This is a genomic window from Streptomyces sp. MNU89 (genome assembly GCF_020982505.1).
Taxonomy (GTDB): domain Bacteria; phylum Actinomycetota; class Actinomycetes; order Streptomycetales; family Streptomycetaceae; genus Streptomyces; species Streptomyces xinghaiensis.
On sequence record NZ_JAJKLL010000001.1, the window covers coordinates 6,507,616 to 6,531,299 of the forward strand.

General features: G+C 73.7%; 22 protein-coding genes. 19 read left to right on the top strand and 3 right to left on the bottom strand.

Annotated elements, in window-relative coordinates; genetic code table 11:
* Nucleotides 1–140: 140 nt before the first annotated feature.
* From ribD to E4N63_RS27965, 11 genes are all read left to right on the top strand, one after another.
* Nucleotides 141–1,277: a bifunctional diaminohydroxyphosphoribosylaminopyrimidine deaminase/5-amino-6-(5-phosphoribosylamino)uracil reductase RibD gene (ribD, locus tag E4N63_RS27915; protein WP_125626187.1), complete on the top strand. Its 1,137-nt coding sequence runs from the start codon at nucleotides 141–143 to the stop codon at nucleotides 1,275–1,277.
* Between the two features lies 1 nt (nucleotide 1,278).
* Nucleotides 1,279–1,947: a riboflavin synthase gene (locus E4N63_RS27920; RefSeq protein WP_125626182.1), complete on the top strand. Its 669-nt coding sequence runs from the start codon at nucleotides 1,279–1,281 to the stop codon at nucleotides 1,945–1,947.
* Entirely contained in the window at nucleotides 1,944–2,639 is a 696-nt protein-coding gene (locus tag E4N63_RS27925) for a nicotinamide mononucleotide transporter family protein (protein WP_125626181.1), read from the top strand. Before E4N63_RS27920 ends, E4N63_RS27925 begins: the two co-directional genes overlap by 4 nt.
* A 119-nt stretch (nucleotides 2,640–2,758) precedes the next feature.
* A complete protein-coding gene (locus E4N63_RS27930; RefSeq protein ID WP_125626180.1) occupies nucleotides 2,759–4,063 on the top strand; it encodes a bifunctional 3,4-dihydroxy-2-butanone-4-phosphate synthase/GTP cyclohydrolase II in 1,305 nt (434 codons plus the stop codon).
* Nucleotides 4,064–4,182: 119 nt separating this feature from the next.
* Complete coding sequence (ribH, locus tag E4N63_RS27935; RefSeq protein WP_125626179.1) at nucleotides 4,183–4,713, top strand: 6,7-dimethyl-8-ribityllumazine synthase; 531 nt, start codon at nucleotides 4,183–4,185, stop codon at nucleotides 4,711–4,713.
* A gap of 5 nt (nucleotides 4,714–4,718) precedes the next feature.
* The gene (locus E4N63_RS27940) at nucleotides 4,719–4,991 is read left to right on the top strand and encodes a phosphoribosyl-ATP diphosphatase (RefSeq protein WP_019711913.1); all 273 of its coding nucleotides are present in this window, start codon (nucleotides 4,719–4,721) and stop codon (nucleotides 4,989–4,991) included.
* Between the two features lie 213 nt (nucleotides 4,992–5,204).
* Nucleotides 5,205–6,053 carry an ATP phosphoribosyltransferase gene (gene hisG, locus E4N63_RS27945; protein ID WP_125626527.1) on the top strand — a complete coding sequence of 283 codons (849 nt, stop codon included), beginning with the start codon at nucleotides 5,205–5,207 and terminating at the stop codon, nucleotides 6,051–6,053.
* Between the two features lie 97 nt (nucleotides 6,054–6,150).
* Nucleotides 6,151–6,642 carry a PH domain-containing protein gene (locus E4N63_RS27950; RefSeq protein WP_228429680.1) on the top strand — a complete coding sequence of 164 codons (492 nt, stop codon included), beginning with the start codon at nucleotides 6,151–6,153 and terminating at the stop codon, nucleotides 6,640–6,642.
* Nucleotides 6,643–6,913: 271 nt separating this feature from the next.
* A complete protein-coding gene (locus E4N63_RS27955) occupies nucleotides 6,914–8,458 on the top strand; it encodes a hemolysin family protein (RefSeq protein WP_230241961.1) in 1,545 nt (514 codons plus the stop codon).
* Entirely contained in the window at nucleotides 8,455–9,681 is a 1,227-nt protein-coding gene (locus tag E4N63_RS27960; RefSeq protein ID WP_125626529.1) for a hemolysin family protein, read from the top strand. Before E4N63_RS27955 ends, E4N63_RS27960 begins: the two co-directional genes overlap by 4 nt.
* 99 nt (nucleotides 9,682–9,780) lie before the next feature.
* A complete protein-coding gene (locus E4N63_RS27965) occupies nucleotides 9,781–10,182 on the top strand; it encodes a cupin domain-containing protein (protein WP_125626530.1) in 402 nt (133 codons plus the stop codon).
* Between the two features lie 52 nt (nucleotides 10,183–10,234).
* On the opposite strand, the gene E4N63_RS27970 is transcribed toward E4N63_RS27965, so the two are convergent.
* Nucleotides 10,235–12,175 (bottom strand): AAA family ATPase, encoded by a 1,941-nt coding sequence (locus E4N63_RS27970; protein WP_230241962.1) that lies wholly within the window; start codon nucleotides 12,173–12,175, stop codon nucleotides 10,235–10,237.
* 470 nt (nucleotides 12,176–12,645) lie between these two features.
* Entirely contained in the window at nucleotides 12,646–13,242 is a 597-nt protein-coding gene (locus E4N63_RS27975) for a uridine kinase (protein ID WP_230241963.1), read from the bottom strand.
* 295 nt (nucleotides 13,243–13,537) lie between these two features.
* Between E4N63_RS27975 and leuA the strand changes: the two genes are divergently transcribed.
* Nucleotides 13,538–15,301 (top strand): 2-isopropylmalate synthase, encoded by a 1,764-nt coding sequence (gene leuA, locus E4N63_RS27980; RefSeq protein WP_230241964.1) that lies wholly within the window; start codon nucleotides 13,538–13,540, stop codon nucleotides 15,299–15,301.
* Nucleotides 15,302–15,366: 65 nt separating this feature from the next.
* Here the strand turns inward: leuA and E4N63_RS27985 are convergent, their stop codons facing one another.
* Nucleotides 15,367–16,863: an MFS transporter gene (locus E4N63_RS27985; RefSeq protein ID WP_125626569.1), complete on the bottom strand. Its 1,497-nt coding sequence runs from the start codon at nucleotides 16,861–16,863 to the stop codon at nucleotides 15,367–15,369.
* Between the two features lie 138 nt (nucleotides 16,864–17,001).
* On the opposite strand from E4N63_RS27985, the gene E4N63_RS27990 reads away from it, so the two are divergent.
* From E4N63_RS27990 to E4N63_RS28020, 7 genes are all read left to right on the top strand, one after another.
* Entirely contained in the window at nucleotides 17,002–17,859 is an 858-nt protein-coding gene (locus tag E4N63_RS27990) for a helix-turn-helix transcriptional regulator (protein WP_125626572.1), read from the top strand.
* Between the two features lie 277 nt (nucleotides 17,860–18,136).
* The gene (locus tag E4N63_RS27995; RefSeq protein WP_185831371.1) at nucleotides 18,137–19,240 is read left to right on the top strand and encodes an alanine--glyoxylate aminotransferase family protein; all 1,104 of its coding nucleotides are present in this window, start codon (nucleotides 18,137–18,139) and stop codon (nucleotides 19,238–19,240) included.
* A 127-nt stretch (nucleotides 19,241–19,367) separates the two neighbouring features.
* Nucleotides 19,368–20,267 (top strand): 4-hydroxy-tetrahydrodipicolinate synthase, encoded by a 900-nt coding sequence (gene dapA / locus E4N63_RS28000; protein WP_125624386.1) that lies wholly within the window; start codon nucleotides 19,368–19,370, stop codon nucleotides 20,265–20,267.
* Nucleotides 20,268–20,288: 21 nt separating this feature from the next.
* Nucleotides 20,289–20,657 (top strand): cupin domain-containing protein, encoded by a 369-nt coding sequence (locus tag E4N63_RS28005; protein ID WP_185831235.1) that lies wholly within the window; start codon nucleotides 20,289–20,291, stop codon nucleotides 20,655–20,657.
* Nucleotides 20,658–20,662: 5 nt separating this feature from the next.
* Nucleotides 20,663–21,910, top strand: a complete 1,248-nt coding sequence (locus tag E4N63_RS28010; RefSeq protein ID WP_230241965.1) for a Gfo/Idh/MocA family oxidoreductase — start codon at nucleotides 20,663–20,665, stop codon at nucleotides 21,908–21,910.
* Nucleotides 21,910–22,458 carry a VOC family protein gene (locus tag E4N63_RS28015; protein WP_230241967.1) on the top strand — a complete coding sequence of 183 codons (549 nt, stop codon included), beginning with the start codon at nucleotides 21,910–21,912 and terminating at the stop codon, nucleotides 22,456–22,458. The genes E4N63_RS28010 and E4N63_RS28015 overlap by 1 nt, the downstream gene beginning before the upstream one ends.
* On the top strand, nucleotides 22,455–23,633 hold the full coding sequence (locus tag E4N63_RS28020) for a hypothetical protein (protein ID WP_230241969.1): 1,179 nt from the start codon (nucleotides 22,455–22,457) through the stop codon (nucleotides 23,631–23,633). The genes E4N63_RS28015 and E4N63_RS28020 overlap by 4 nt, the downstream gene beginning before the upstream one ends.
* The last annotated feature ends 51 nt before the right edge of the window (nucleotides 23,634–23,684 follow it).

Genomic DNA, 23,684 nt, shown 5'->3' on the forward strand with positions numbered 1-23,684 from the left:
GGTGAGCCGTACGGCCGTACCCGCGTCGCCCCGTGTGTGTCGTCCGCCTCTGTCCTCGTCGACAGCCCCGGAGTCCGTGCCCGCAGAGGCAGGAGGACCCGGTGGCCACCGAAGCGCCCCGCACGGCCGAGACCCGTGCCATGCGGCGTGCCGTCGCGCTCGCCGCCCGCGGCACCGGCTCCACCAGCCCCAACCCCGTCGTCGGGTGTGTGATCCTCGACGCCGCGGGCCAGCCGGCAGGTGAGGGGTACCACCAGCGGGCCGGCGGGCCGCACGCCGAGATCCACGCCCTCCGCGCGGCCGGCGAACGCGCCCGCGGCGGCACCGCCCTCGTCACCCTGGAGCCCTGCGACCACACCGGCCGCACCGGCCCCTGCACCGGCGCGCTGATCGACGCCGGGATCGCCCGTGTCGTCTACGCCGTCGCCGACCCGCACGACGAGGCCGCCGGCGGAGCCGCCACCCTCGCCGCCGCCGGGATCGAGGTCGAGCGCGGACTGCTGGCCGCCGAGGCCGAGGAGGTCAACCTCCCCTGGCTGACCTCCGTACGCCGCCGCAGGCCGTTCGTCCGCTGGAAGTACGCGGCCACGCTCGACGGCCGGACCGCCGCCGCCGACGGCACCAGCCGCTGGATCTCCTCGCCCGCCTCCCGCGCGGACGTCCACCGGCTGCGCGCCGAGGCGGACGCCGTGATCGTCGGCTCCGGCACCGCCCGCGCCGACGACCCCCAACTCGCCGTCCGCCACCCCGGTCTGCTCGACACCCTCGGCGCCGGGCTCCGCCAGCCGCTGCGCGTCGTCGTCGACAGCAACGCCTCCGCCGTCAGGCCGGGCGCCCGGGTCCTTGACGGCAGCGCGCCCACCCTCGTCGCCGTCGCCGAGGAGGCCGACGCCGCGCACCTGGAGGGCCTCGTCCCCGTGGTGCGGCTGCCGCGCGCGCCCGGCGGACGCGGCCTGTCCATCCCGATGCTGCTGCGCACCCTCTACGAGCGCGAGGTGCGCTCCGTGCTGCTGGAGGGCGGGGCGACCCTCGCCGGAGCCTTCGTCGCCGCCCGCTCCGTCGACCAGGTCGTCGGCTATCTGGCCCCCGCCCTGCTCGGTGCCGGTCCGGCCGTCCTCGCCGATGCCGGAATCGGCACGATCACCGACGCGTTGCGCCTGGATGTGACCGGTGTCGACCGCTTGGGTCCGGATCTGCGGATCACCGCCGTTCCCGGGGGGCCGGCTCCGGCCGCCGCCCCCGCCACTTCCGCCGTTCCCGCCTCCGAGGAGAACTGACGTGTTCACAGGAATCGTCGAAGAGCTGGGCGAGGTCGCCGCCGTCGAGGATCTCGGGGACTCCTCCCGCTTCCGGCTGCGCGGCCCGCTGGTCACCCAGGACGCCAAGCACGGCGACTCGATCGCCGTCAACGGCGTCTGCCTGACCGTCGTCGACACCGCCGCCGGCGAGTTCACCGCCGATGTGATGGCCGAGACCCTGAACCGCTCCAGCCTCGGAGCCCTCGGCCCCGGCAGCCGCGTCAACCTCGAACGCCCCATGGCGCTCGGCGGGCGCCTCGGCGGCCACCTCGTCCAGGGCCACGTGGACGGCACCGGCACCATCACCGAGCGCGTTCCGGGCGAGCACTGGGAGCTCGTCACGGTCTCGCTGCCGTCCCGGCTGGCCCGCTACGTCGTCGAGAAGGGCTCCATCACGGTCGACGGCGTCAGCCTCACCGTCGTCGGGGCGGCGGACGACCACTTCACCGTCAGCCTGATCCCCACCACCCTGGAACTCACCACCCTGGGGAGCAAGAAGGCGGGCGACCCGGTCAACCTGGAGGTCGACGTCCTCGCCAAGTACGTCGAACGGCTGCTCGGCGCGGGCGCCGTCCCGGCCGGAGCGCACGCCGCCGGGGCCGTCGCCGGAGCCGCCACCGGAGCCGACACCGGGGAGGCCGCCGTATGAGCACCTTCGACTGGCTGAACGGCCACGCCTTCACCGTCCTCGGCCAGGAGGTCATCTGGTCCGACATGGTGGGCAACACCCTGGGCCTGATCGCCCTCGCCCTCGGCTGGCGCCGCTCCCTGTGGACCTGGCCCACCCAGCTCCTCTCCGGCGTCGTCCTCGTCGCCGCCTACGCCTCCGCGCAGCTCAGCGGCGGCGTAGGCAAGCAACTGCTGGTCATCGGCGTCGCCGTGTGGGGCTGGCGGCAGTGGCAGCACGGGAAGCGGCGCACGGGGGACGGCACCCTCGCGGTGCGCTTCGCCACCCGGCGGGAACGCGGCCTGCTGGCGGTCGGCACGGTCCTCGGGACCCTGGCCGTCGGCGGGCTGTTCACCGCCGTGCCGTCGCTCTCCTGGAGCCCCTGGCCGGACGCGTACATCTTCGTCGGCACCCTCGCCGCGATGGTCGCCCAGGCGCGCGGGCTGGTCGAGTTCTGGTTCGCCTGGATGCTGGTCGACGTGGTCGGCGTCCCGCTGGCGTTCAGCAGCGGACTGCCGTTCTCCGGCCTGGTCTACGTCATCTACTTCGTCCTCGTCCTGTGGGGCCTGCGCGACTGGTGGCTGCACACCCGCCGGCAGCCGGCGCCCGCCGCGGCCGGGGCACCGCGGCAGGCCGTGCCGGCCGGGGCCGCCGCCGGGGAGACCTCCGCATGACCGCCCCCGCGCGGCCCGCCGCACCGGCCGCCGCCCGCACCGCCGCCGCACCGCCGCTCCGCTCCGCGCGGGCCGGCGACACCCCGGGCCCCGGCCTCCGGAGCACCGAAGGAGCCAGCATGACCACCGCACTCCAGGACACCCACGACCGGTTCACGGACGACGGGTACACGGACGACCGGATCGTCCTCGACCCCGTCGAGCGCGCCATCGCCGACATCGCCGCCGGCCGCCCCGTCGTGGTCGTGGACGACGAGGACCGGGAGAACGAGGGCGACCTGATCGTCGCCGCTGAGAAGGCGACCCCCGAGATCGTCGCCTTCATGATGACCGAGTGCCGCGGCCTCATCTGCGCCCCGATGGAGGGCGACACCCTCGACCGGCTCGAACTGCCGCAGATGGTGCGGGAGAACACCGAATCGATGGGCACCGCCTTCACCGTCTCCGTGGACGCCTCCGGCGAGCACGGCGTGACCACCGGCATCTCCGCCGCCGACCGGGCCACCACCCTGCGCCTGCTCGCCTCCGGGGACAGCACGCCCGGCGACTTCGTCCGCCCCGGCCACGTCTTCCCGCTGCGCGCCCGGCCCGGCGGCGTCCTCACCCGCAACGGGCACACCGAGGCCGGTGTCGACCTCGCCCGGCTCGCCGGGCTGCGCCCCGCCGCCGCGATCGTGGAGATCGCCGCCGAGGACGGCACCATGATGCGCCTGCCCGAACTGGTCCCCTTCGCCCGCAAGCACGGCCTGTCGATCATCTCCATCGAGGACCTGATCGCCTACCGCCGGGCGGCCGAGCCCACCGTCCGCCGCGAGGCCGAGACCCGGCTGCCCACCGCCTTCGGCGACTTCCGCGCCTACGGCTACCGCTCCACGGCCGACGGCGTCGAGCACATCGCCCTCGTGCGGGGTGACATCGGCGACGGGGCGGACGTCCTCGTCCGGGTGCACTCCGAGTGCCTCACCGGCGACATCTTCGGCTCGCTGCGCTGCGACTGCGGCCCCCAGCTCCAGGAGTCCCTGTCCCGGGTCACCGAGGAGGGGCGCGGCGTCGTCCTCTACCTCCGCGGCCACGAGGGCCGGGGCATCGGACTGCTGTCCAAGCTCCGGGCGTACGAACTCCAGGAGCACGGCCGGGACACCCTCGACGCCAACCTGGAGCTCGGCCTGCCCGCCGACGCCCGCGACTACGCCGCCGCCGCGCAGATGCTCACCGACCTGGGCGTGCGCAGTCTGCGGCTGATGACCAACAACCCCGAGAAGACCGCGGCGCTGCTCGCGCACGGGCTGCGGGTCGTCCGGGAGCCCGCGCCGGTGGCGGCCGGGGAGCACAACCTCCGCTATCTGCGCACCAAGCGCGACCGGATGGGCCACGACCTGCCCTGGCTGGACGACGGCCGGCCGCCGGCCCGCCACGTCCAGTAGGCCCCGGCCGGAACCGCCGGAACCCGCCGCACCGGCGGGAGACCCGGCCACCCGGCGGAACGCACGACACCGACAACAGGCCCGCCCCGGCGGGCACGACGCGAGGGAAGACAACAGACGTGAGCGGTAAGGGTGCCCCCGAACTGTCCGTACAGGACTCCGGCGATCTGCGCGTGGCCGTGATCGCCGCGCAGTGGCACGAGCAGGTGATGGACGGCCTCATGGACGGCGCCCTGCGCGCCCTCGGCGAACTGGGCATCGAGGAGCCCACCGTGCTCCGCGTCCCCGGCAGCTTCGAACTGCCGGTCGTCGCCAAGGTGCTGGCGGGCCGCGGCTACGACGCCATCGTGGCCCTCGGCGTCGTCGTCCGGGGCGGCACCCCGCACTTCGAATACGTCTGCCAGGGCGTGGCCCAGGGGCTCACCCAGGTCTCCGTGGACACCGGGGTCCCGGTCGGCTTCGGGGTGCTCACCTGCGACACCGAGGAGCAGGCCCTGGACCGGGCCGGCCTGGAGGGCAGCCGGGAGGACAAGGGCCACGAGGCCGTCATGGCCGCCGTCGCCACCGCCACCACGCTCCGCACCGTCGCCGAACCGTGGCGGCGCACCGAGGCGCCGGGCAAGCAGGGGACGCGACCCGGTAAGTTGTAGCCACCATGGCGAACAAGACATTCGAGGAGCTCTTCACCGAGCTCCGCCACAAGGCCGCCACCGGCGACCCCGCTACCTCCCGCACCGCCGAGCTGGTCGCGCAGGGCGTGCACAGCATCGGCAAGAAGGTCGTCGAGGAGGCGGCCGAGGTGTGGATGGCCGCCGAACACGAGGGCACCGACCGCACGGCCGAGGAGATCTCGCAGCTCCTCTACCATCTGCAGGTCATGATGGTCGCCCGGGGCATCTCCCTGGACGACGTGTACGCCCACCTCTGAGCAGCGCCGCGCCGGGGCCCCGCCCCGACGGCGCGCTCCGCGGTACGCGACCGCCCGCCGCCCGCCGGCCCCGCCCGCGGCGGCGCCGCGGACGCCGCCCGCGACAGCCCCCGAAGTACCGTTCGACGCCCCGCGGCGGGCGGACGAACGTCCCGAAGAACGCCGCCCCGCCGCCCCGAAGAACGCCGCCCCGAAGAAGCGAAGGAACGCCTCATGCTGCGCATCGCCGTCCCCAACAAGGGTGCTCTCAGCGAGCCTGCGTCGGAGATGCTCCAGGAGGCCGGTTACAAGCAGCGCAAGGACCGCCGCGAGCTGGTCCTGGTGGACTCCGACAACGACGTCGAGTTCTTCTTCCTCCGCCCCCGCGACATCGCCGTCTACGTCGGCTCCGGCCGGCTCGACATCGGCATCACCGGCCGCGACCTGCTGCTCGACTCGGGCGCGGACGCGGAGGAGATCATGCAGCTCGGCTTCGCCGGCTCCACCTTCCGTTACGCCACCCGGCCCGGCACCGCCCAGGAGGTCGGTGACTTCGGCGGCATGACCGTCGCCACGTCGTTCGCCGGGCTCGTCACCAAGCACCTCGCCGACCACGGCGTCGACGCCTCCGTCGTCCGCCTCGACGGCGCCGTCGAGACCGCCATCCAGCTCGGCGTCGCCGAGATCATCGCCGATGTCGTGGAGACGGGCACCACCCTCCGCAACGCCGGCCTGGAGATCATCGGCGAGCCGATCCTCCGCTCCGAGGCCGTCGTCGTCCGCCGCACCGGCGAGGACGGCGAGGAACCGAAGGTGCGGCAGTTCCTCCGCCGGATGCACGGCGTCCTCGTCGCCCGCCGCTACGTGATGATGGACTACGACATCCGCGTCGAACAGGTGGAGCGCGCCGTCGCCCTCACTCCCGGCCTGGAGTCGCCGACCGTCTCCCCGCTGCACCACGAGGGCTGGGTCGCCGTCCGCTCGATGGTCCCCTCCCAGGACGCCCAGCGGATCATGGACGAGCTGTACGACCTCGGCGCCCGGGCGATCCTCACCACCGGCATCCACGCCTGCCGCCTGTAGAACCGCCGCCCGCGCCCGCCCGGGCGGCCCTCCCGCGCCGCGGAACAGCGGCCGGGCGGAGCCCGGGCGGCACGGGCCCGAACCTCCGGAGACCCCTGTGTCCTCCTCCACCTCCGGCGGGGAACCCGCCGGCCGGCCCGGCCCGGACGGCCTGCCCGCGCTGCCCGTCACCTTCCGGCCGACCCGCACCCGGGTGATCCTGCTGAGCGCGGGCGCGGCGGTGCTCGCCACCCTGACGGTCCTCGCCGTGGTGCTGCCGTCCCTCAGCCCGGCCGAGCGCTCCAGCTTCGTCTTCACCGGACTCCTCGGCCTGGGCGTCATGGTGCTCCTCAGCCGCCCCCGCATCGACGCGGACGAGGAGGGCATCACGGTGGTCAACCTGACCGCCCGGCGCCGCCTCTCCTGGGCGGAAGTGCTCCGGGTCAACCTCCGGCCCGGCGACCCGTGGGTCCATCTGGACCTCGCCGACGGCACCCATCTGCCCGCGATGGGCATCCAGCCCGGCGTCGCCCGGGACAAGGCGATCGCCGACGCCCGCGCGCTGCGCGCCCTCGCCGACCACCACGGCAGCGGCCGGGCGGCGGACTGACGGAACGCCGCCTTCCCCCGGGTCCGCCGCGGCCGGCGGCGCGCCGGACCCGCCGGCGGAAGCCGGATCGCACGTCCGTGCGCCTTCGCAGGCCCAGGAGCAGTGATTACCCTGTCCCGTGGCGGCGCGAAGCGCGCCCCGCCCCGCACCGGAGGGCACCGCGGCAGCGTGCGTGCCCCGCGGGGCACCCGCGAGCCGAGGAGTGAATCACTTAGCCGATGGACGGTCCGTCCTGTAGTACCCGCGCCGCCCTCTCCCCGGAGGCGGCGGCATGATCGTTCCCCTTCTCCTGCTCGCCGCGGCCCTGCTGCTCGTCCTCGCCAACGGCTTCTTCGTGGCGGCCGAGTTCGGCCTCGTCACCGTCGAGCGCGCGGACGCCGAACGGGCCGCCGCCGAGGGCGACCCGCGCGCCCGCACCGTCGTCAAGGCCCTGCGCGAACTCTCCTTCCAGCTCTCCGGCACCCAGCTCGGCATCACCATCACCTCCCTCGTGGTGGGCATGCTCGCGGAACCCGCGCTCGCCCGGCTGCTGGCCGGCCCGCTCACCGCCGCCGGGCTGCCCCCGGGCGCCGTCCCGGGCGCGGCCGTGGTGATCGGCGTCCTCACGGCCTCCGCCCTGCAGATGGTCGTCGGCGAACTCGTGCCGAAGAACTGGGCGGTGTCGCGGCCCTTCGAGGTCGCCCGGTTCGTCGCCGGACCGCAGTACGCCTTCGCCGCTTTCTTCCGGCCGGTGATCGCCCTGCTCAACGGGGTGGCCAACCGGCTCGTCCGCAGCATGGGCGTGGAGCCGACCGACGCCCTGGAATCCGCCCGCACCCCCGGTGAACTGGTCTCCCTCGCCCGGCACTCGGCCCGCGCCGGGGCACTGGAGCAGGACACCGCCGATCTGTTCGTCCGCACCCTGTCGCTGGCCGGGCTCTCCGCGCAGCACGTCATGACCCCGCGGGTGCGGGTCGCCGCGCTGCAGGACTCCGCCACCGCGGCGGACGTCGTCAACCTCACCCGGGCCACCGGGCTCTCCCGCTTCCCGGTCTACCGCGAGCGGCTGGACGAGGTCGTCGGGATGGTCCACCTCAAGGACGCCCTCGCCGTACCGGCGCACGAACGGCGGCGCACGCCGGTGGGGCGCGTCAGTGTGCCCCCGCTGATGGTGCCGGAGACCCTGCCCGTCCAGCGGCTGCTGGAGCGGCTGCGCCGGGAGCAGCCGATCGCCGTCGTCGTCGACGAGTACGGCGGCACGGCCGGGGTCGTCACCCTGGAGGACATCGTCGAGGAACTGGTGGGCGAGGTGCGCGACGAGCACGACGCCGCCGGACGGCCGGAACTGGCCCCCGCCCCGGCCGAGGAGGGCCGGCCCGCGTGGGACGCCGACGGCGGCTGCCGGATCGACACCCTGCGGCCCATCGGTCTGGCCGCGCCCGACGGGCCGTACGAGACCGTGGCGGGACTCGTCGCCGACCTCCTCGGCCGCATCCCGGCCGTCGGGGACACCGCCGAACTCCCCGGCTGGCGGCTGCGGGTGCGCCGGGTCGGCCACCACCGCGCCGAGTCGGTACGGCTGGTGCGGACGGCCGGCGCGCGCGGTCAGGGCGCGCCGGACTCCGGCGGGGCCGATCCGGTACGGGCCGCCGGCGCGGCCGGCGCGACGGGAGCGGCCGGGGCCGGGACGTCCGCGGCGCGGGGGGTGCCCGTGTCCGCCGCGCCCGCGCGAGGGGCTCCCGTCCGCGCGGCGGTGGCCCCGGCGGCCCCGGCCCGTGCGGACCGGGACCGTGCGGCCCGTGACCATGCCCCGGTCCGGGCGGGAGGAGCGCGATGAGTCTGCTCCAACTCCTCTTCGCCGCAGTGCTGGTGCTCGGCAACGGCTTCTTCGTGGGCGCCGAGTTCGCCCTGGTGTCCGTACGCCGCAGCCAGATCGAGCCGCTCGCCGCCGCCGGCTCGGTCCGTGCCCGCACCGTGCTGACGGGCCTGGAGAACCTGCCGCAGATGATGGCCGCCGCCCAGTTCGGGATCACGGTCTGCTCGCTGACCCTCGGCGCCGTCGCCGAACCGACCGTGGCCCGGCTCCTGGAGCCCGTCTTCCACGCCGTCCGCCTGCCGGAGCCGCTGGTGCATCCGCTGGGCTACGCCATCGCCCTGGCCCTGGTCGTCTTCCTGCACCTGGTCGTGGGGGAGATGGTGCCGAAGAACCTCGCCATGGCCGCCCCCGAGCGGACCGCCCTGCGGCTGGCGCCCGCCCTGGTCGCCTTCGCCCGGCTGTGCCGACCGGTGACGGCGCTCTTCGGCTCCTGGGCCCACCTGGTGCTGCGGCTCTTCCGGGTGGAGCCCAGGGACGAGGTCGAGGCGGTCTTCACCAGCGAACAACTGGGCCGCCTCGTCGCGGACTCCCACGAGGCGGGTCTGCTCGACCCGGAGGAGCAGGAGCGGCTCGCCGACGCGCTGGACCTGGGCAGCAGACCGGTGACCGAGGTGCTGCTCGACCCGGCGGCCCTCGTCACGGTCGGCCCGGGCGCGACCGCGCGGGAGATCGAACAGCTGACCGTGCGCACCGGCTTCTCCCGCTTCCCCGTACGCGACGGAACCGGGCCGTCCGCCGGCTCCGGCACGGGCTTCCTCGGCTACGTCCACGTGAAGGACGTCCTGGACACGGACGATCCCGGTGCCTGCGAAGCCCCTCTCCACCCGCCCGGCGTGGCCGGCGCACCGGCCGGAGACGGCCCGGACGGGGGAGACGGCGGGCACGGGACGGGCCGGGCGCTCCCGCGCCGTGTGCTGCGCCCCATGCCGGTGCTCCGCGCGGAGACGCCGCTCGACGACGCGCTGACCGCGATGCGCCGGGCCGCCGCCCATCTCGCCCAGGTCTCGGACGCCTCCGGGCGGGTCCTGGGCCTGGTCGCGCTGGAGGACGTCCTGGAGACCCTGGTCGGGGAGGTTCACGACCCGGCACACCGCTCGCGCCGTCTCACGGCTCAGCGGGGAGCCCGCGTCGTGGCCCGGCGCCCCCGGTCGACTCCCTTCAGGGAGACGCCCGTCCGGGGGTGAGACGGAAGGCGGCCGGCCCGCCGCCGTACGCGCCGCGCGCGGCCGGACACGGCGGAAAAGCGCGCGACGCCCGGCGGCGGGGCGGACCAGAATCGGGGCATGGACGCGAACGCGGAACCCGTCAACCTGACCGACGCCCTGGCCTCCTTCACGGAGATCTACAGCCCCCGGATCGTGACCCGGGTCAACGACTACGACGTACGCATCGCCCATGTGGAGGGCGAGCACGTCTGGCACGTCCACGAGGACACCGACGAGTTCTTCCTCGTCCTCGACGGCCGGTTCGACGTGGCCCTGCGCGACGCCGACGGCACGGAGCGGACGGTGGAACTGCGCAAGGGCGACACCTTCGTGGTGCCCCGGGGCACCGAGCACAAGCCGTCGTCGCCCGGCGGGTCGATCATGATGTTCGAGCCCAGCGGGACCCTGACGACCGGCGACCGCCCGGAGGACGAGATCCCGGAGAACGTGGACAGCACCACGGGACACCAACTCGCCTGACCCGTACGGGTGCACCTCGCCCGGGACGCCGCGGCGCCGCGCCGCGGCGGTCTCAGAGGGGTGACTGCGGGCCGGGCCCGAGCGGGCCCCGGCCCGACAGCACCTCGCCGTAGGCCTGCATCAGGTCGGGCAGCCGCAGTGTGGCCAGGTCCTCCCTGGTCGGGGTGGCGGCGCAGCCCGCGAGCCGCAGATCGCGGTAGGCGCAGCTCTTCTCGTACAGGGTGCGCAGGAAGCGGCCGTTGCCGAGCTCGTCGATCCAGCCCTGGTCGACCACGTGGCCGCAGATGCTGCGCAGTTCCTCGACGGCCTCCTCGTCCCAGCCGTCGCCGTTCTCGGCGGCCAGCACTTCGCCGATCCTCGTCAGCTCCAGTGGCCGGTAGCTGGGGAAGTCCACGCGGGTGGTGAAGCGGGAGCCGAGGCCGGGGTTGGCGGCGAGCAGCCGGTCCATGCCCTCGGGGTAGCCGGCGAGGATGACGACGAGGCGGTCGCGGTTGTCCTCGGCGCGTTTGAGCAGCACCTGCAGGGCCTCGTCGCCGTAGGCGTCGCCCTTGCTGTAGCCGGAGTTGGAGAGGCTGTACGCCTCGTCGACGAAGAGCACCCCGCCGAGCGCGGAGTCGATCAGCTCATTGGCCTTGACGGCGGTCTGGCCGAGGAACTCGCCGACCATGTCGGCGCGCTGGGCCTCGACCAGGTGGTCGCCGCCGAGCAGGCCGAGCGCGTAGAACACCCGGCCGAGGATGCGGGCCACCGTGGTCTTGCCGGTGCCGGAGGGGCCGGAGAAGACGAAGTGCCGCTTGGGCGGCTGGACCGGCAGCCCTTCGCCGGCGCGCAGCCGCGCCATGTGGAGCTGTGCGGAGAGCGCCCGCACCTGGCGCTTCACCGGCTCCAGCCCGACCATCCGTTCGAGCTCGTCGAGCGCCTGGGCCAGCAGGACCGGGTCCGGCGGCCCGTCCGGCAGGGGCGAGGCGGGGCGGGGCTGGACCGGCAGCACCGCCTTCTCGCGGATGCCGTCGGCGTCGACGGGGCCAGGCCGGGCAGCGGGCCGTCCGGGTCGCCCGCCGGGTCCTGGCGGCCGGGGCGCCGCGGCCGGTGCCGCGGGCGGGAAGTCGCGTCCGGGGTCGGCGGGCGGGTCGGAGCCGTAGCCCTCGGGGTCGGCCATGGCGTCCAGCAGGTCCTGGCCGCCGGTGCCCGCGAGGGAGACGGCCGCCAGGTCACCCGCCTCCAGGCCGTCGCCGTCGGATATCGCGGCGAGCCGGGCGGCGGTGTCCATGAACGCCGGGTCCACCCGGTGCACGGCCCGGTAGAGGGGGAGCGCGGCGGCGCTGCGGCCGGTGCCCTCGCGGGCGCGGGCCAGCCAGTAGCGCAGTTCCTTGCGCTGCGGCTGCTCGCTGCGGCAGCGCATCAGGGCCGCCGAGAGCAGCGGCTCGGCCTGCCCGTACATCTCCAGCCGGACCCGGGCCATGCCGCCGAAGAGGCCGGCCTCGATGCCGAGCAGCGGGTCGTCGAGCAGGGGACCGGTGTGCCGGATGAGCAGCTCCCAGTCCTTGACGAGATAGGCGCGGCAGGCGTGCAGGAAGCGCACCTGCGGATCCGCGTCGACGGGAGGGCAGCCCGCCAGGGCGCGGTCCAGTTCGGGGACGTGGCGGCCGTCGAGCCAGTGGGAGGCGTGCGCCAGCAGCAGATCGCGGGGGCTCTCCAGCACGGGCTGGACCCACCAGCCCAGCCAGTACCAGGAGTTGAGCTTGCGCCGGTGCCGGGCGCGCTGCTCGCCGAAGCGGTCGCGGTGGCGGTACATCCGCAGCAGGGCCGTCGCCGGGTCGACGCGCAGGGCGTGCAGCCCGAGCCAGGCGTCGGCCATCCCCGGGTCCCTCCGCACGGCGGCCCGGAACTCGTCCTCCGCCTGCGCGTAGGCGCCCATGGTGTACGCGTCGAGGGCGCGCAGCCAGGCGAGATCGGCCGGTGAGTCGTCCCGGTCCCGGATGCCGAAGTCCATCGCGTCCCCCACAAACTGCCCCCGTGGTGGCGGCCGGCGGACGCCGGGCCGCAGCCTTTCAACCACCGCGCTGTGGGAGGGACTTGCGGCTCCTCCCGCTTGGCATCGTACCCGCGGCGGCAGGGCACGCCGAAGGGCGCCGCGCAGGTGAGGGGCGGTATCGGCCCTTCACGGGGCGCCGCGGGGGAGGGGGCGCACGATCACCGAGTGTGATCGTCGGCGGCGGATTCCTGTCCGGAATGCGGCTTTCGGGAGGTGTCGAGGCAGAACGAAGCCCCCGGTCACGGGGGAACAACCGGGGGCTTCGCGTCTGGATGTGGCCCCGAAGGGGCGCACACTGAGAACGTAAGACCTGTCCGGCCGCCAGGTCAAGCCGAGTTCGCGGACTTCCGGCCGCCCCGCGGCGGCTCCAACGGGACCGGACTGCGCAGCGAGTGGATTTAGTCACTGTCCGTGAGATCGGAAGGGAGTCATTCCGGTCCCGGAAGCCTCCTGAACCACACGAAGCCCTCAGATCCCTGCCGCACCAGAAGATCGGCACGGGGGCGCGTGGGGTCGTATCCGAAGTGTTCCTGCTCCGACCGGGTCCAGCCGTCCCAGAACGCGGACAGCTCCGGGCCGTCGCGCCGCCGCCCCCGCTCCCAGGCCGTGTCGCGGGGCGTCTCCATCCAGATCAGCAGCGCCAGATACGGCCGCAGGGCCCGCCGCCCGGCACCGACCCCCTCCACCAGGACCACCGGCGCGGCCGGCAGCTCGCGCTCCGCGGCGAAGCGCCGCAGACGCCAGTCGTAGACCCGGTGGCGGGCCGTCCCGCCGTGGCCGAACGGGACCAGCACCTCGCGGACGAGCCGGTCCGTCCAGCCGAACGGCTCGTCATGGGTGGCGAGATCGTCCAGATGCAGCACCGGCGCCCCGCCCAGGGCGGCGGCCAGCCGTCCGGCGAAGGTGCTCTTGCCCGACCCGGCGTGGCCGTCGACGGCCACCAGCCGGACGGGGCCGCAGGACGGCGGCAGGCCGCGCAGCCGCCGGGCGAGGGCGGCGAGGTCCGAGTGCTCGGCGGAGTCCACCCCGTCACGGTACGGCTCCCGTCCGGCGGCGCGTCCGTCCGGCCGCACGTCCGCCGGTCCGCCCGCACGTCCGCCCGCCCGGATCCGGACGGGCGGCTTTCCGGCGGAATGGCGAAACACCGGCCGTGCTGCGGAACGTAGCTGTAAGGTGACGCTCGATGTCCGACATGTGCTCGTGGAACCTCCTCCTTAGGTGCCGCGACGAGGGCCGCCCGGGCCGACCTCCTCGTCGCGGTGTCGGTCCTGTGCCGTAGGAGTCGGCCGCCCTGACGCAGAGTCGAGAGAGAGCCTCCCGATGCACAGCCGTGTCCAGCACGCCTCCGACCGGTACCCGGTCTTCCCCGAACAGCAGCCCTCCGGCATGCCCGCGGGGCGCTACACCCCCTTCGCCCCCATCGACCTCCCCGACCGCAGCTGGCCCTCCCGCGTGGTCACCAAGGCGCCCCAGTGGTGCGCGGTCGACCTGCGCGACGGCAACCAGGCGCTGATCGACCCGATGGGCGCCGAGCGCAAGCTGCGCATGTTCGAACTCCTGGTCTCCATGGGCTACAAGGAGATCGAGGTCGGCTTCCCGTCCGCCAGCCAGACCGACTTCGACTTCCTCCGGAAGATCATCGAGGAGGACCGCGTCCCGGACGACGTGGCGATCCAGGTGCTGGTGCCGGCCCGGACGGAACTCATCGAGCGCACCTTCGAGGCGGTGCGGGGCTCGCACCACGCCATCATCCACCTCTACAACTCCACCTCCACCCTCCAGCGCCGGGTCGTCTTCGGCATGGAGCGGAGCGAGATCACCGCGCTCGCCGTGCGGGGCGCCCGCACCTGTGCCGATCTCGCCGAGCGGACGCCCGGCACGGGCATCAGCTTCCAGTACTCGCCCGAGTCGTACACCGGTACGGAGCTGGAGTTCGCCGCGGAGATCTGCAACGCGGTCACCGGCGTCTGGCAGCCCGACCGGGAGCGCAAGGCCATCGTCAACCTGCCGGCGACCGTCGAGATGGCGATGCCCAACGTCTACGCGGACTCCATCGAGTGGATGCACCGCAACCTCGACCGGCGTGACGCGCTCGTCCTGTCCGTGCACCCGCACAACGACCGCGGTACGGCGGTGGCCGCCGCGGAACTCGGTTACCTGGCGGGCGCGGACCGCGTCGAGGGCTGCCTCTTCGGCAACGGGGAGCGCACCGGCAACGTCTGCCTGGTGACGCTCGGGCTGAACCTCTTCAGCCAGGGCATCGACCCGATGATCGACTTCTCGCGGCTGGACGAGATCCGCCGCACCGTGGAGTTCTGCAACCAGCTCCCGGTCCACCTCCGCCACCCGTACGGCGGCGACATGGTGTACACCGCCTTCTCCGGATCCCACCAGGACGCGATCAAGAAGGGATTCGAGGCTTTGGAGCGGGAGGCGCGGGCAGCGGGCCGCCCGGTGTCCGAGCACACCTGGGGCGTGCCGTACCTGCCCATCGACCCCAAGGACGTCGGCCGCGACTACGAGGCCGTCATCAGGGTCAACTCGCAGTCGGGCAAGGGCGGGGTGGCCCACCTGATGAAGACCGAGCACCAGATGGAGCTGCCGCGCGGGCTGCAGATCGAGTTCTCCCGCGCGGTCCAGACGCGCACCGATGTCCAGGGCGGGGAGGTGACCCCCGGCGAACTGTGGGAGGTCTTCACCGAGGAGTACCTGCTCGACGAGGAGGGCGGCGCGTCCGCCGGACGCCGGCTGCGCCTGCTGTCCCACACGGTCAGCGACTCGGTCGACGGGAAGAGCAGCCTCACGGCACAGGTCCTCGACGGCGGCACCCCGGTGGACCTGGAGGGGGTGGGCAAGGGCCCGATCGACGCCTTCACCACGGCGCTCAGCGGGATCGGCATCGACGTCCGGGTACGCGACTACCAGGAGCACGCGATGTCCGAGGGGCGTGACGCGCGGGCGGCCGCGTATGTCGAGTGCGCCGTCGACGGGCGGGCCCTGTGGGGCGTCGGTATCGACTCCAGCATCGTCGCCGCGTCCCTGAGGGCGCTGGTCTCCGCCGTCAACCGTTCCTTCCGGAGCTGACCCCGGGGCTCGGGAAGCCGGCCCCGCCGGGTGGCGGGGCCGGCACCGCGGCGGGTGCGGTGCGGTCAGGAGCGGCCCGTGGACCGGCGGCGCCGGAACAGGCCGTACCCGATGAGCAGGGACGCCGCCAGCACCACGGCGGCGTCCACGGCGAAGGCCAGCCGCACCCCGCTCAGCATGGCGAGATCGGCGGCGGTGCCCGCTTCGCGCAGCGCGTGCACCCGGCTCGCGGACAGCGCGCCCAGGACCGGGATACCGATGGTGATGCCGAGCTGCTGCGAGCTGGTGATCAGCCCGGTGGCCAGTCCCTGCTCGTGGTCGGGCAGCCCCGAGGTCGCGTTGACGCCGTACGAGACCACGGCCGACATGTGCCCCACGGAGGCGAGGCAGAGGGCGGTCAGGGCGAGCCAGGCGCCCTGCTCCGCGCCGACGAGGACCAGCGCCGTCGTGCACGCGCCCTGCACCGCCAGGCCGCCGGTGAGCGTGGCACGGGCCCCGATGCGGCCGATCACCCGGGACGAGGTGGCTCCGGTGAGGGCCAGCACCGCCCCTTGCGCGCCGAAGACCAGGCTGGTCTGGAGGGCGGAGAGGCCCAGGACCACTTGGAGGTAGAGGGTGAGCAGGAAGATGACCGAACTCATCATCGAGAACGTGATCACACCGCCGAGGTTGCCGAAGGCGACGGTGGGGCGGCGCAGCATGCCCAGGGAGACCAGCGGCTGGGCGGCCCGCGACTCGATGACCACGAAGGCCGTCAGCAGGGCCGCTCCCGCCGTGATCGCCGCCACGACGTCCGGCCGGCCGAAGCCCTGCTCGGCGGCCGTGGACAGCGCGTAGATGACGGAGAGCAGGCCGCCGGTGACCGCGAGGGCTCCGGGCAGGTCCAGCCGGGGCCGTTCGGGGGTGCGGCTCTCCGGCAGCAGGAAACCGGCGCCGACCAGCACGGCGGTTCCGGCAAGGGCCAGCAGCGCCATGGTGGAGCGCCAGCCCAGGGCCTCGGTCATGCCGCCGCCGAGGAGCATGCCCGTGGTGTAACCGAGGGACAGGAGGGTGCCGTTGATACCGAGGGCCCGGTTGCGCCGTGGCCCCTCCGGAAAGATGGTGGTCAGCAGCGACATACCGGTGGGCACGACGGCGGCCGCGCCCAGTCCCTGGAGGGCGCGGGCGCCGAGGAACAGCCCCGGGTTCCAGGCGAGCGCGGCGAGCACGGACGCGCCGGTGAACACCGCGACACCGGTGAGGAAGAGCCGCCTGCGTCCGTACAGGTCGGCGATCCGGCCGAAGAGCAGCAGGAAGCCGCCGGAGGGCAGGGCGAAGGCGGTGACCGCCCACTGGAGGTCCGCCGGGCCCATGCCCAGGTCCCGGCCGAGGACCGGCAGTGCCACGTTCAGGATGGAGAAGTCCAGGGAGATGAAGAACTGGGCGGCGCACAGAACGAGGAGGATCAGCCGGGCCCGGGGCGTGAACCGGCCGGAGCCGGCGTCGGGCCCGGAGGCAGGCCCGGGGGCGGGACCGCTCCGGAGACCGTCGTCCGCGCCGGTCGACGAGGGTGCTGTTGTCATGCTCCCAGGCTTCCGGCCGCGGCCGCCGGCTGGGGAGTCCGTGTTTCCACTGGTGGTGGCACCACCAGGCAGAGCGAGAGGGTGGGCGTGGTGAGCGCAGAAGAGGCCGGCCGGCGGCGCGAGTTGCGGAACTTCCTCATGAGCCGCCGGGCGCGGATCAGTCCCGCGGAAGCCGGGCTGCCCGCGGCCGGCCGCCGGCGGACCCCGGGCCTGCGCCGTGAGGAGGTCGCCGTGCTGGCCGGGGTGGGCCCGTCCTGGTACCAGTGGCTGGAACAGGGGCGGGACATCAATGTGTCGCCCCGGGTGCTGGACGCGGTGGCGCGTGTGCTCTGCCTCGACGACGTCGAACGGCGCCATCTGTACACGCTCGCCGGGCTCAACCCGCCGCTGCCGGGGCCCGCCCGGACGGTGGCCTACTGCGAGGGGCTGCAGCGGCTGATCGACGCGTGGGGGCCGAACCCCGCCACGATGCTCGACCCCTACTGGAACCATGTGGCCTGGAACGAGTCGGCGCGGCTGGCCCTCGGCATCACCGGGGCCGACCGCAACTGCCTGGTGGGCTTCTTCCGCGACAGAGCGTTCCGCAGCCGGGTGCGGGCGTGGGAGGAGCTCGCGCCGACGGTGGTGGCGGCCTTCCGCGCCGCGGTGTCCGAGCGCCCCGGCGACGAGGGGTTCCGGGCGGTGATCCGCGAACTCACCCGGACCAGCCCGGAGTTCGCCGAGCTCTGGGCGCGGCAGGAGGTACGGGCCGCCGGCGTGCTGGTCAACGAGGTGGAGCATCCGGTGGTCGGCACGATGCGGTTCGAGGCGAGCCAGCTGCGGATGCCGGCCCGCCCCGATCTCACGGTCGTGCTCTACAACCCGGCGCCGCACACCGACACCGCGGACAAGGTGCGGTGGCTGCTGGACGCCCCCGCCGCACCGGCTGCCCGGGCGCCCGGCGCGTTCTCCGCGGAGGGCGCGGCCGCCCGTTTCCCCGGAGCGGCGCGGAACTGAATCCGCCGCCGTGGCCTGCCGCTTTCCGTTGAGTGGAACGGGTGGCGGCGGCTGATCATTGCGGCGTGACCGGCCGTGTGCCAGGGTTTTCGGTGCGCGCCCGGTACCGACCGAACCGGATCGTCTTCCCGGGGATCCGGATCGTATTCCTCTTTCTTTGGTCGTCCTGTGCGGTACCGGTGTGCTGTCGCGCGGTCTGCGTCTTTCCTGAGCGGGGGAAATCACGATGCACGATGTCGCCATGTTCACGCCCGGCCCGACGCATATTCCTCTGGCCATGAGAATGGCCTCGATATCCCGGCTGACACATCACCGCTCCCCGGAATTCACCAAACTTCACGACCGTATTCACAGCGGTCTGCAGAGCCTGTTCGCCACCGGCGGCCGGATCCTCATGCTGCCGGCCTCGGGGACCGGCGCGATGGAGGCCGTCGTGGCGAACGTCGTGGAGCCGGACGACACCGTCCTGGTCCTGGCCGCCGGCAAGTACGGCCGCCGCTGGGCCGAGCTGTGCCGCACGTACCGGGCGGATGTACGGCTCCACGAAGTGCCCGACGGTGCCACCTTCGACGCCGCCGCGGTGGAGCGCGCACTGCGCGACGCCCGGCCGCGGCATCTCTTCCTGACGCACTGCGAGACCTCGACCGGAGCCGTCCACGACGTGCGGACCCTGGCCGCGCTGGGGCGCGAGTACGGGGCCACCGTCGTCGCGGACACGATGACCTCCATCGCCGTGGAGCCCTTCCACATGGACGACTGGGGGGTGGACTTCGCCGTCACGGCCTCGCACAAGGGTCTGATGAGCCCGCCCGGGGCCGCGTTCGTCGCGGTCGGCGACCAGGCGTGGGAACGCGTCCGGCCCGCACAGGGCTACTCCTACTGGAACTTCCACATCCTGCGCGCGAGTGCCCTGGAGAGCACCGTGCCCAACACCCCGCCCACCACGACCCTGTTCGCGGTCGGCGCCGCCCTCGACGCGATCGAGGCCGAGGGGCTCACGCAGGTCTGGGAACGGCACGCGCGCAGTGCCGCCGTGTGCCGTGCCGGGGTCGGCGCCCTCGGGCTGGAGCTGTTTCCCCGGTCGGCCCCGTCGAACGCCTTGACCGCGGTGCGTCTGCCGGAGCGGGTGCGGACGGACGGGCTGGTGGAGGAGCTGCACCACCGCTTCGGCTTCCGCGTGGCCGGCGGGCAGGGGGGCCTCAAGGGCCGGATCGTCCGCGTCGGCCACATCGGCGCGGTGACCCCGCTCCAGCTGATGCCGGTGCTGACCGCCCTGGAGATGCTGCTTCTCGAACGGGGACTCGACCGGCGCCCCGGCACGGCGTCCGCGGCGATGGCCGGCGAGCTGTGGGACGGGCTCGCGCCCGGCCGGGCCGCCTGACCCAGCCCGCCCCGCCCCGGCCGTCCGCCGGCGCGGGCCCCGGCCCCGCCACCCCGTACCGAGCCCTCCGCCGCCCGCGCCGGGCGCCCGCCCGGCGCCGCACCTCATCCCTCCTGGAGACCTGGTCATGATCAGTACCGCGAACCACCGTTTCATCGGGGCGTACACCACACTCCTGACCCCGTTCCAGCCCTCCGGCGCGCTGGACGAGGACGCGCTGCGCCGCCTCGTCGACTTCCAGATCGCCAACGGGGTCACCCGGCTCTGCCCCAACGGGGTGACCGGGGAAGCCGCCGCGCTGACCGACGAGGAGAAGCTGCGGATCACCGAGATCTGCGTCGAACAGGCCGCCGGCCGCGCGATGGTCATCCCCGACATCGGCACCGAGTGCCTGGCCCGCACCGTCGAACTGGCGCAACGGGCCGAGGCCCTGGGCGCGGACGCCGTCCTCGCGTTCACCCCGTACCTCGACCCGCCCACCGAGCGCGGCCTGGTCGCCTACTTCCGGCAGGTGGCCGACTCCGTCGGCATCCCGCTGATGATGCACAACCTGCCGGGACGCACCACCGTCGACACCTCACCGGAGCAGGTCGCCGAACTGGCGGCCCACCCCAACATCGTCGGGATGAAGGAGGGCAACCAGGACATCGTGCGGATGCGCCGGGTCCTGCACCTGGTCCGCGACGCGGACTTCGTGGTCCTCTCGGGCAACGACTTCACGGCGCTCCCCACCCTGCTGCTCGGCGGCCACGGGCACATCTCCGTGGCGGCCAACGTCATGCCGCGGCAGAGCCGTTCGATCGTCGAGGCGGCTCTCGCCGACGATTACGTGACGGCTCGCGATCTCTACCTCAAATTCGCCGAGTTCTACCGCGGAATCTATTTCGCGACGAACCCGATAGCGCTCAAGAAGGCTTTCTCGCTGGCGCACTTCGACGTCGGTGAGCCGCGGCTTCCGCTCACCCCGTTCCCCGAGGAGCGGACGGGCGAACTTGAAACGATCATGAAGAGCTGCGAACTCCTCTGAAGGCGAGCTGTGATGAACCCGATGATCGACGTGGATTCCCTGACGGAATCGGTGTACGGCGGCGACGTCGTCCGCTCCCTGCTCTACGCGGCCTCGGAGAACCCCGGAACCCGCGTGGTCCGGGTCGCGATGGCCAGCGCCGAGCCCGGCCGCGGCGGCCAGCTCCACCACCACCCCCGGACGGACGAGACCTACTTCATCATCTCCGGGAACGCGGAACTGGAACTCGACGGCGAGCACTACGCACTCGCGCCGTCCACCTGCGTGCGCATCCCCCGGGGCACCAGGCACCGGATCACCAACAGCGGCACCGAGACCCTGCGCTACCTCGCCTTCCACACCGGGGACGCGGAGTTCGCCGGCGCGGTCGAGCACGTGAAGGCGGTCTAGCCGCCATGGACGTGGTCATCGTCGGCGCGGGCAAGGCCGGATCGCTGCACTACCGGGCCTACTCCCGGCTGGGCCGGTCCGGCGTGCTCGACCGCACCCGGATCCGGTTCGTCGACCCCAGGGAGCGGGCGGGCGCCGAACTGGCGGCGCTGCTGCGCGCCGACGGCCTCCCCGAGAACGTGGTGGCGGCCCGGGAGAAGCTGGAGCCGGCCGCCCCCGAGACGACGATCGTCGACCTGTGCCTGCCCAGCCGCACCCTGGCGCCGGCCCTGGTGGACTGGTGGCGCGCCGGCTACCGCAACTTCGTCATCGAGAAGCCGTTCATGGTGCCGCAGGAGCTGGCCCGCGAGGTGGGGCAGGCCCTCGCCGGCTCGCGCGCCGTGCTCGTCCGCAACTATCTCCACTCCCGGGTGCACGCGACCGTGCGGGAACTGCTCGATCTGTACGACCTGGAACCCGTGCTGTGCGTCACCAACTTCTCCAAGGACCGCCGGGCCGACAACCTCCGCGGCCGGGGCGCCTCCGCCGACGGCCTGCCGACGGTCTACGAGGTGGAGATGCCGCACCAGCTCTACATCGGGGACGACCTGCTCGGAGAGGCCCGCTCCCTGGACCACGCCGAGGACCTGGACCCCATGGCGGGTGAGGACGGGCGGCTCCGGCTCGGCGAGGGCCTGCTGGTGGGCCGGGCCGCCTCCGGCGCCGCCTTCGTCCACTACTCGAACCTCCACCACCCCACGGTCGTCCGCAGCCTGGACCTCTTCTGCCGCGGCCGGCTCTCGGTCCACGCCACCTACGCGCCCATCTGCGAGGAGTTCACCGACATCAAGGCCGGGGTGATCCTCGGCCGCGGGGACGCCGTGCTGGCCAAGCAGCTCTTCACCGAGGACGACAACATGCACGGGATGATCTCCTCGGCCTACCACACCCTCCGCGGCGGGACGGGCGGCCGGCTCGGTCTGGACGAGGTGCTGCGCAGCGACGGACTCATCCGGTCCGCGATCGCGGGCGGCCCCGGAGCCGGCGCCGCCGCCCCCGCCGTATCCGCGCCGCGCACCGACCTCCTGCAGGAATGGGTGGTCGACTCCTTCCGGTCCGGGCTGGAGAACGGCACCGGCCGGTCCTTCCTGCGGTTCCTGGAAGGGCGCCAGCGCGCGCGGCTGTCCGGCGTGCTGCCGTCCCTGGACCCGGCCCGCGACGCCGTCCCCGGCCGCGGTACGCCCGGGTACGCGGTGAGAGGAGCCCTGGTCTGATGGCGATCGCAGTCGGCGGCCTGCTGCACGTGGCGGTGGTGACCCCGGATCTCGACCGCATGGCGGCGTTCTACACCGGTCTCTTCGGGGCCGAGGTGGTGAAGGACCTCTCCCTCACCACACCGGTGTTCGGGGAGGGCGTCGGCGTCCCCGGGGCCACCGCGCGCACCGTTCACCTGCGGCTTCCCGGCGCGTCCACCGTGGTGGAGCTGACCCAGTACGCGGCACACCACCCGGCAGCCGACCCGCGCGCCCCCGCCAACGCCCCCGGCCTGCGCCATCTGGCGCTCCGCGTGGACGACATCGGGGCCGCGGCCGGCGAACTGCGGGCCCGGGGCCACGAGGTGGTGGGCGGCCCCGTCGAAGTGGACCGGCCCGTTGCCGCACGCGGCACCCGGTTCCTCTACTTCCGCGACCCGGACGGCAATCTCGTCGAACTCATCGAGCCGCCCTCCCGCACCGCGGCGGCCGGGGAACCGGACGCGCGCACCCGCCCGGCCGGGGCCGGGAGCCCAACCGAAGCCGAGAGCGAAGGGAACCGCACATGAAGATCGGCCCAGTGCAGCGCACGCACGACGGCGACTCGACGGAGATCGCCGTCGAGGTGACCAGCGAGGCGAAGCCCACGGGCGACCGGCTGTGGTACCGCGTCGAGCGGCGCCACGAGCCGATGCTCACGGACACCATGGACCCCTTCCTGCTGGCCGCCCTCTTCGTCGCCATGCGGACGGGCGAGAGCCTGCACGCGGCCGGCGGCGTGACCGCCACGCTGCTGGAGAACCTGGAGGAGTTCCAGTCCGCCTGGCTGCAGTGGCGGCCCGAGCGCTACACCCGGGTGGAGATCACCGCCGACGAGGAACTCCCCGACCGCCCCGGCCCGGACGACCGCTCGGCCCTGCAGACCTTCTCCGGCGGGGCGGACAGCGCCTACACCACCATCCGCCACGTCAGCGGCGCGGCCGGGCGGGGATCGCTGCACCTCACCGGAGCGGTCATGGTGCACGGCTTCGACATTCCGCTGGAGGAGCGCGGATCGTACGAGACCCTCCGCGACCGCAGCGCTCCGCTCCTGGCCGGACAGGGCATCGAACTCCTGCCCGTCACCACGAACTTCCGCCAGTTGTGGCACAGCGACCTCAGCCACTGGGAGGACGCCTTCGGGACCGGTATGACCTCGGTGCTCACCCTCTTCAGCGGCCGGTTCCGGCACGGTCTCATCGCCAGCTCCGAACCGTACGGATCGCTGCTGCTGCCCTGGGGCTCCAACCCGGTGACCGACTGGATGATGTCCGGCGGACGCCTGCGCGTGCATCACGACGCGACCGGCGTGGACCGCAACGACAAGGTGGCGGGACTCGCCCGGCTGTGGCCGGAGGGCGCCGACAACCTGCGGGTCTGCTGGCAGGGGGAGAAGAAGGACCGCAACTGCTGCCGCTGCGAGAAGTGCATCCGCACGATCCTGAACTTCAAGGTCAGCGGCGCCGCGGTCCCGGCCTCCTTCCCGCTGGAGGTCACCCCCGACCACATCAGGAGCCTGCGCGGCCTCTCGGAGGCCCACATCAACCCCCTGCGGCAGATCCTGACCGCGGCGCACGCCCGCGGCACCGAGGAGGACTGGGTGGCGGCCCTGGCGGACTGCGTCGCGGCGAACGAGGACGAACTCGCGCGCGGCGTCTCGTACGAGGGCGGCTTCCCGCTGCTCGCGATGGACACCCCTCGGTAGCGGAGCCGGCGGCCGGGACACCCGGCGCAACCACGGAAGCAGAGCGGAGGA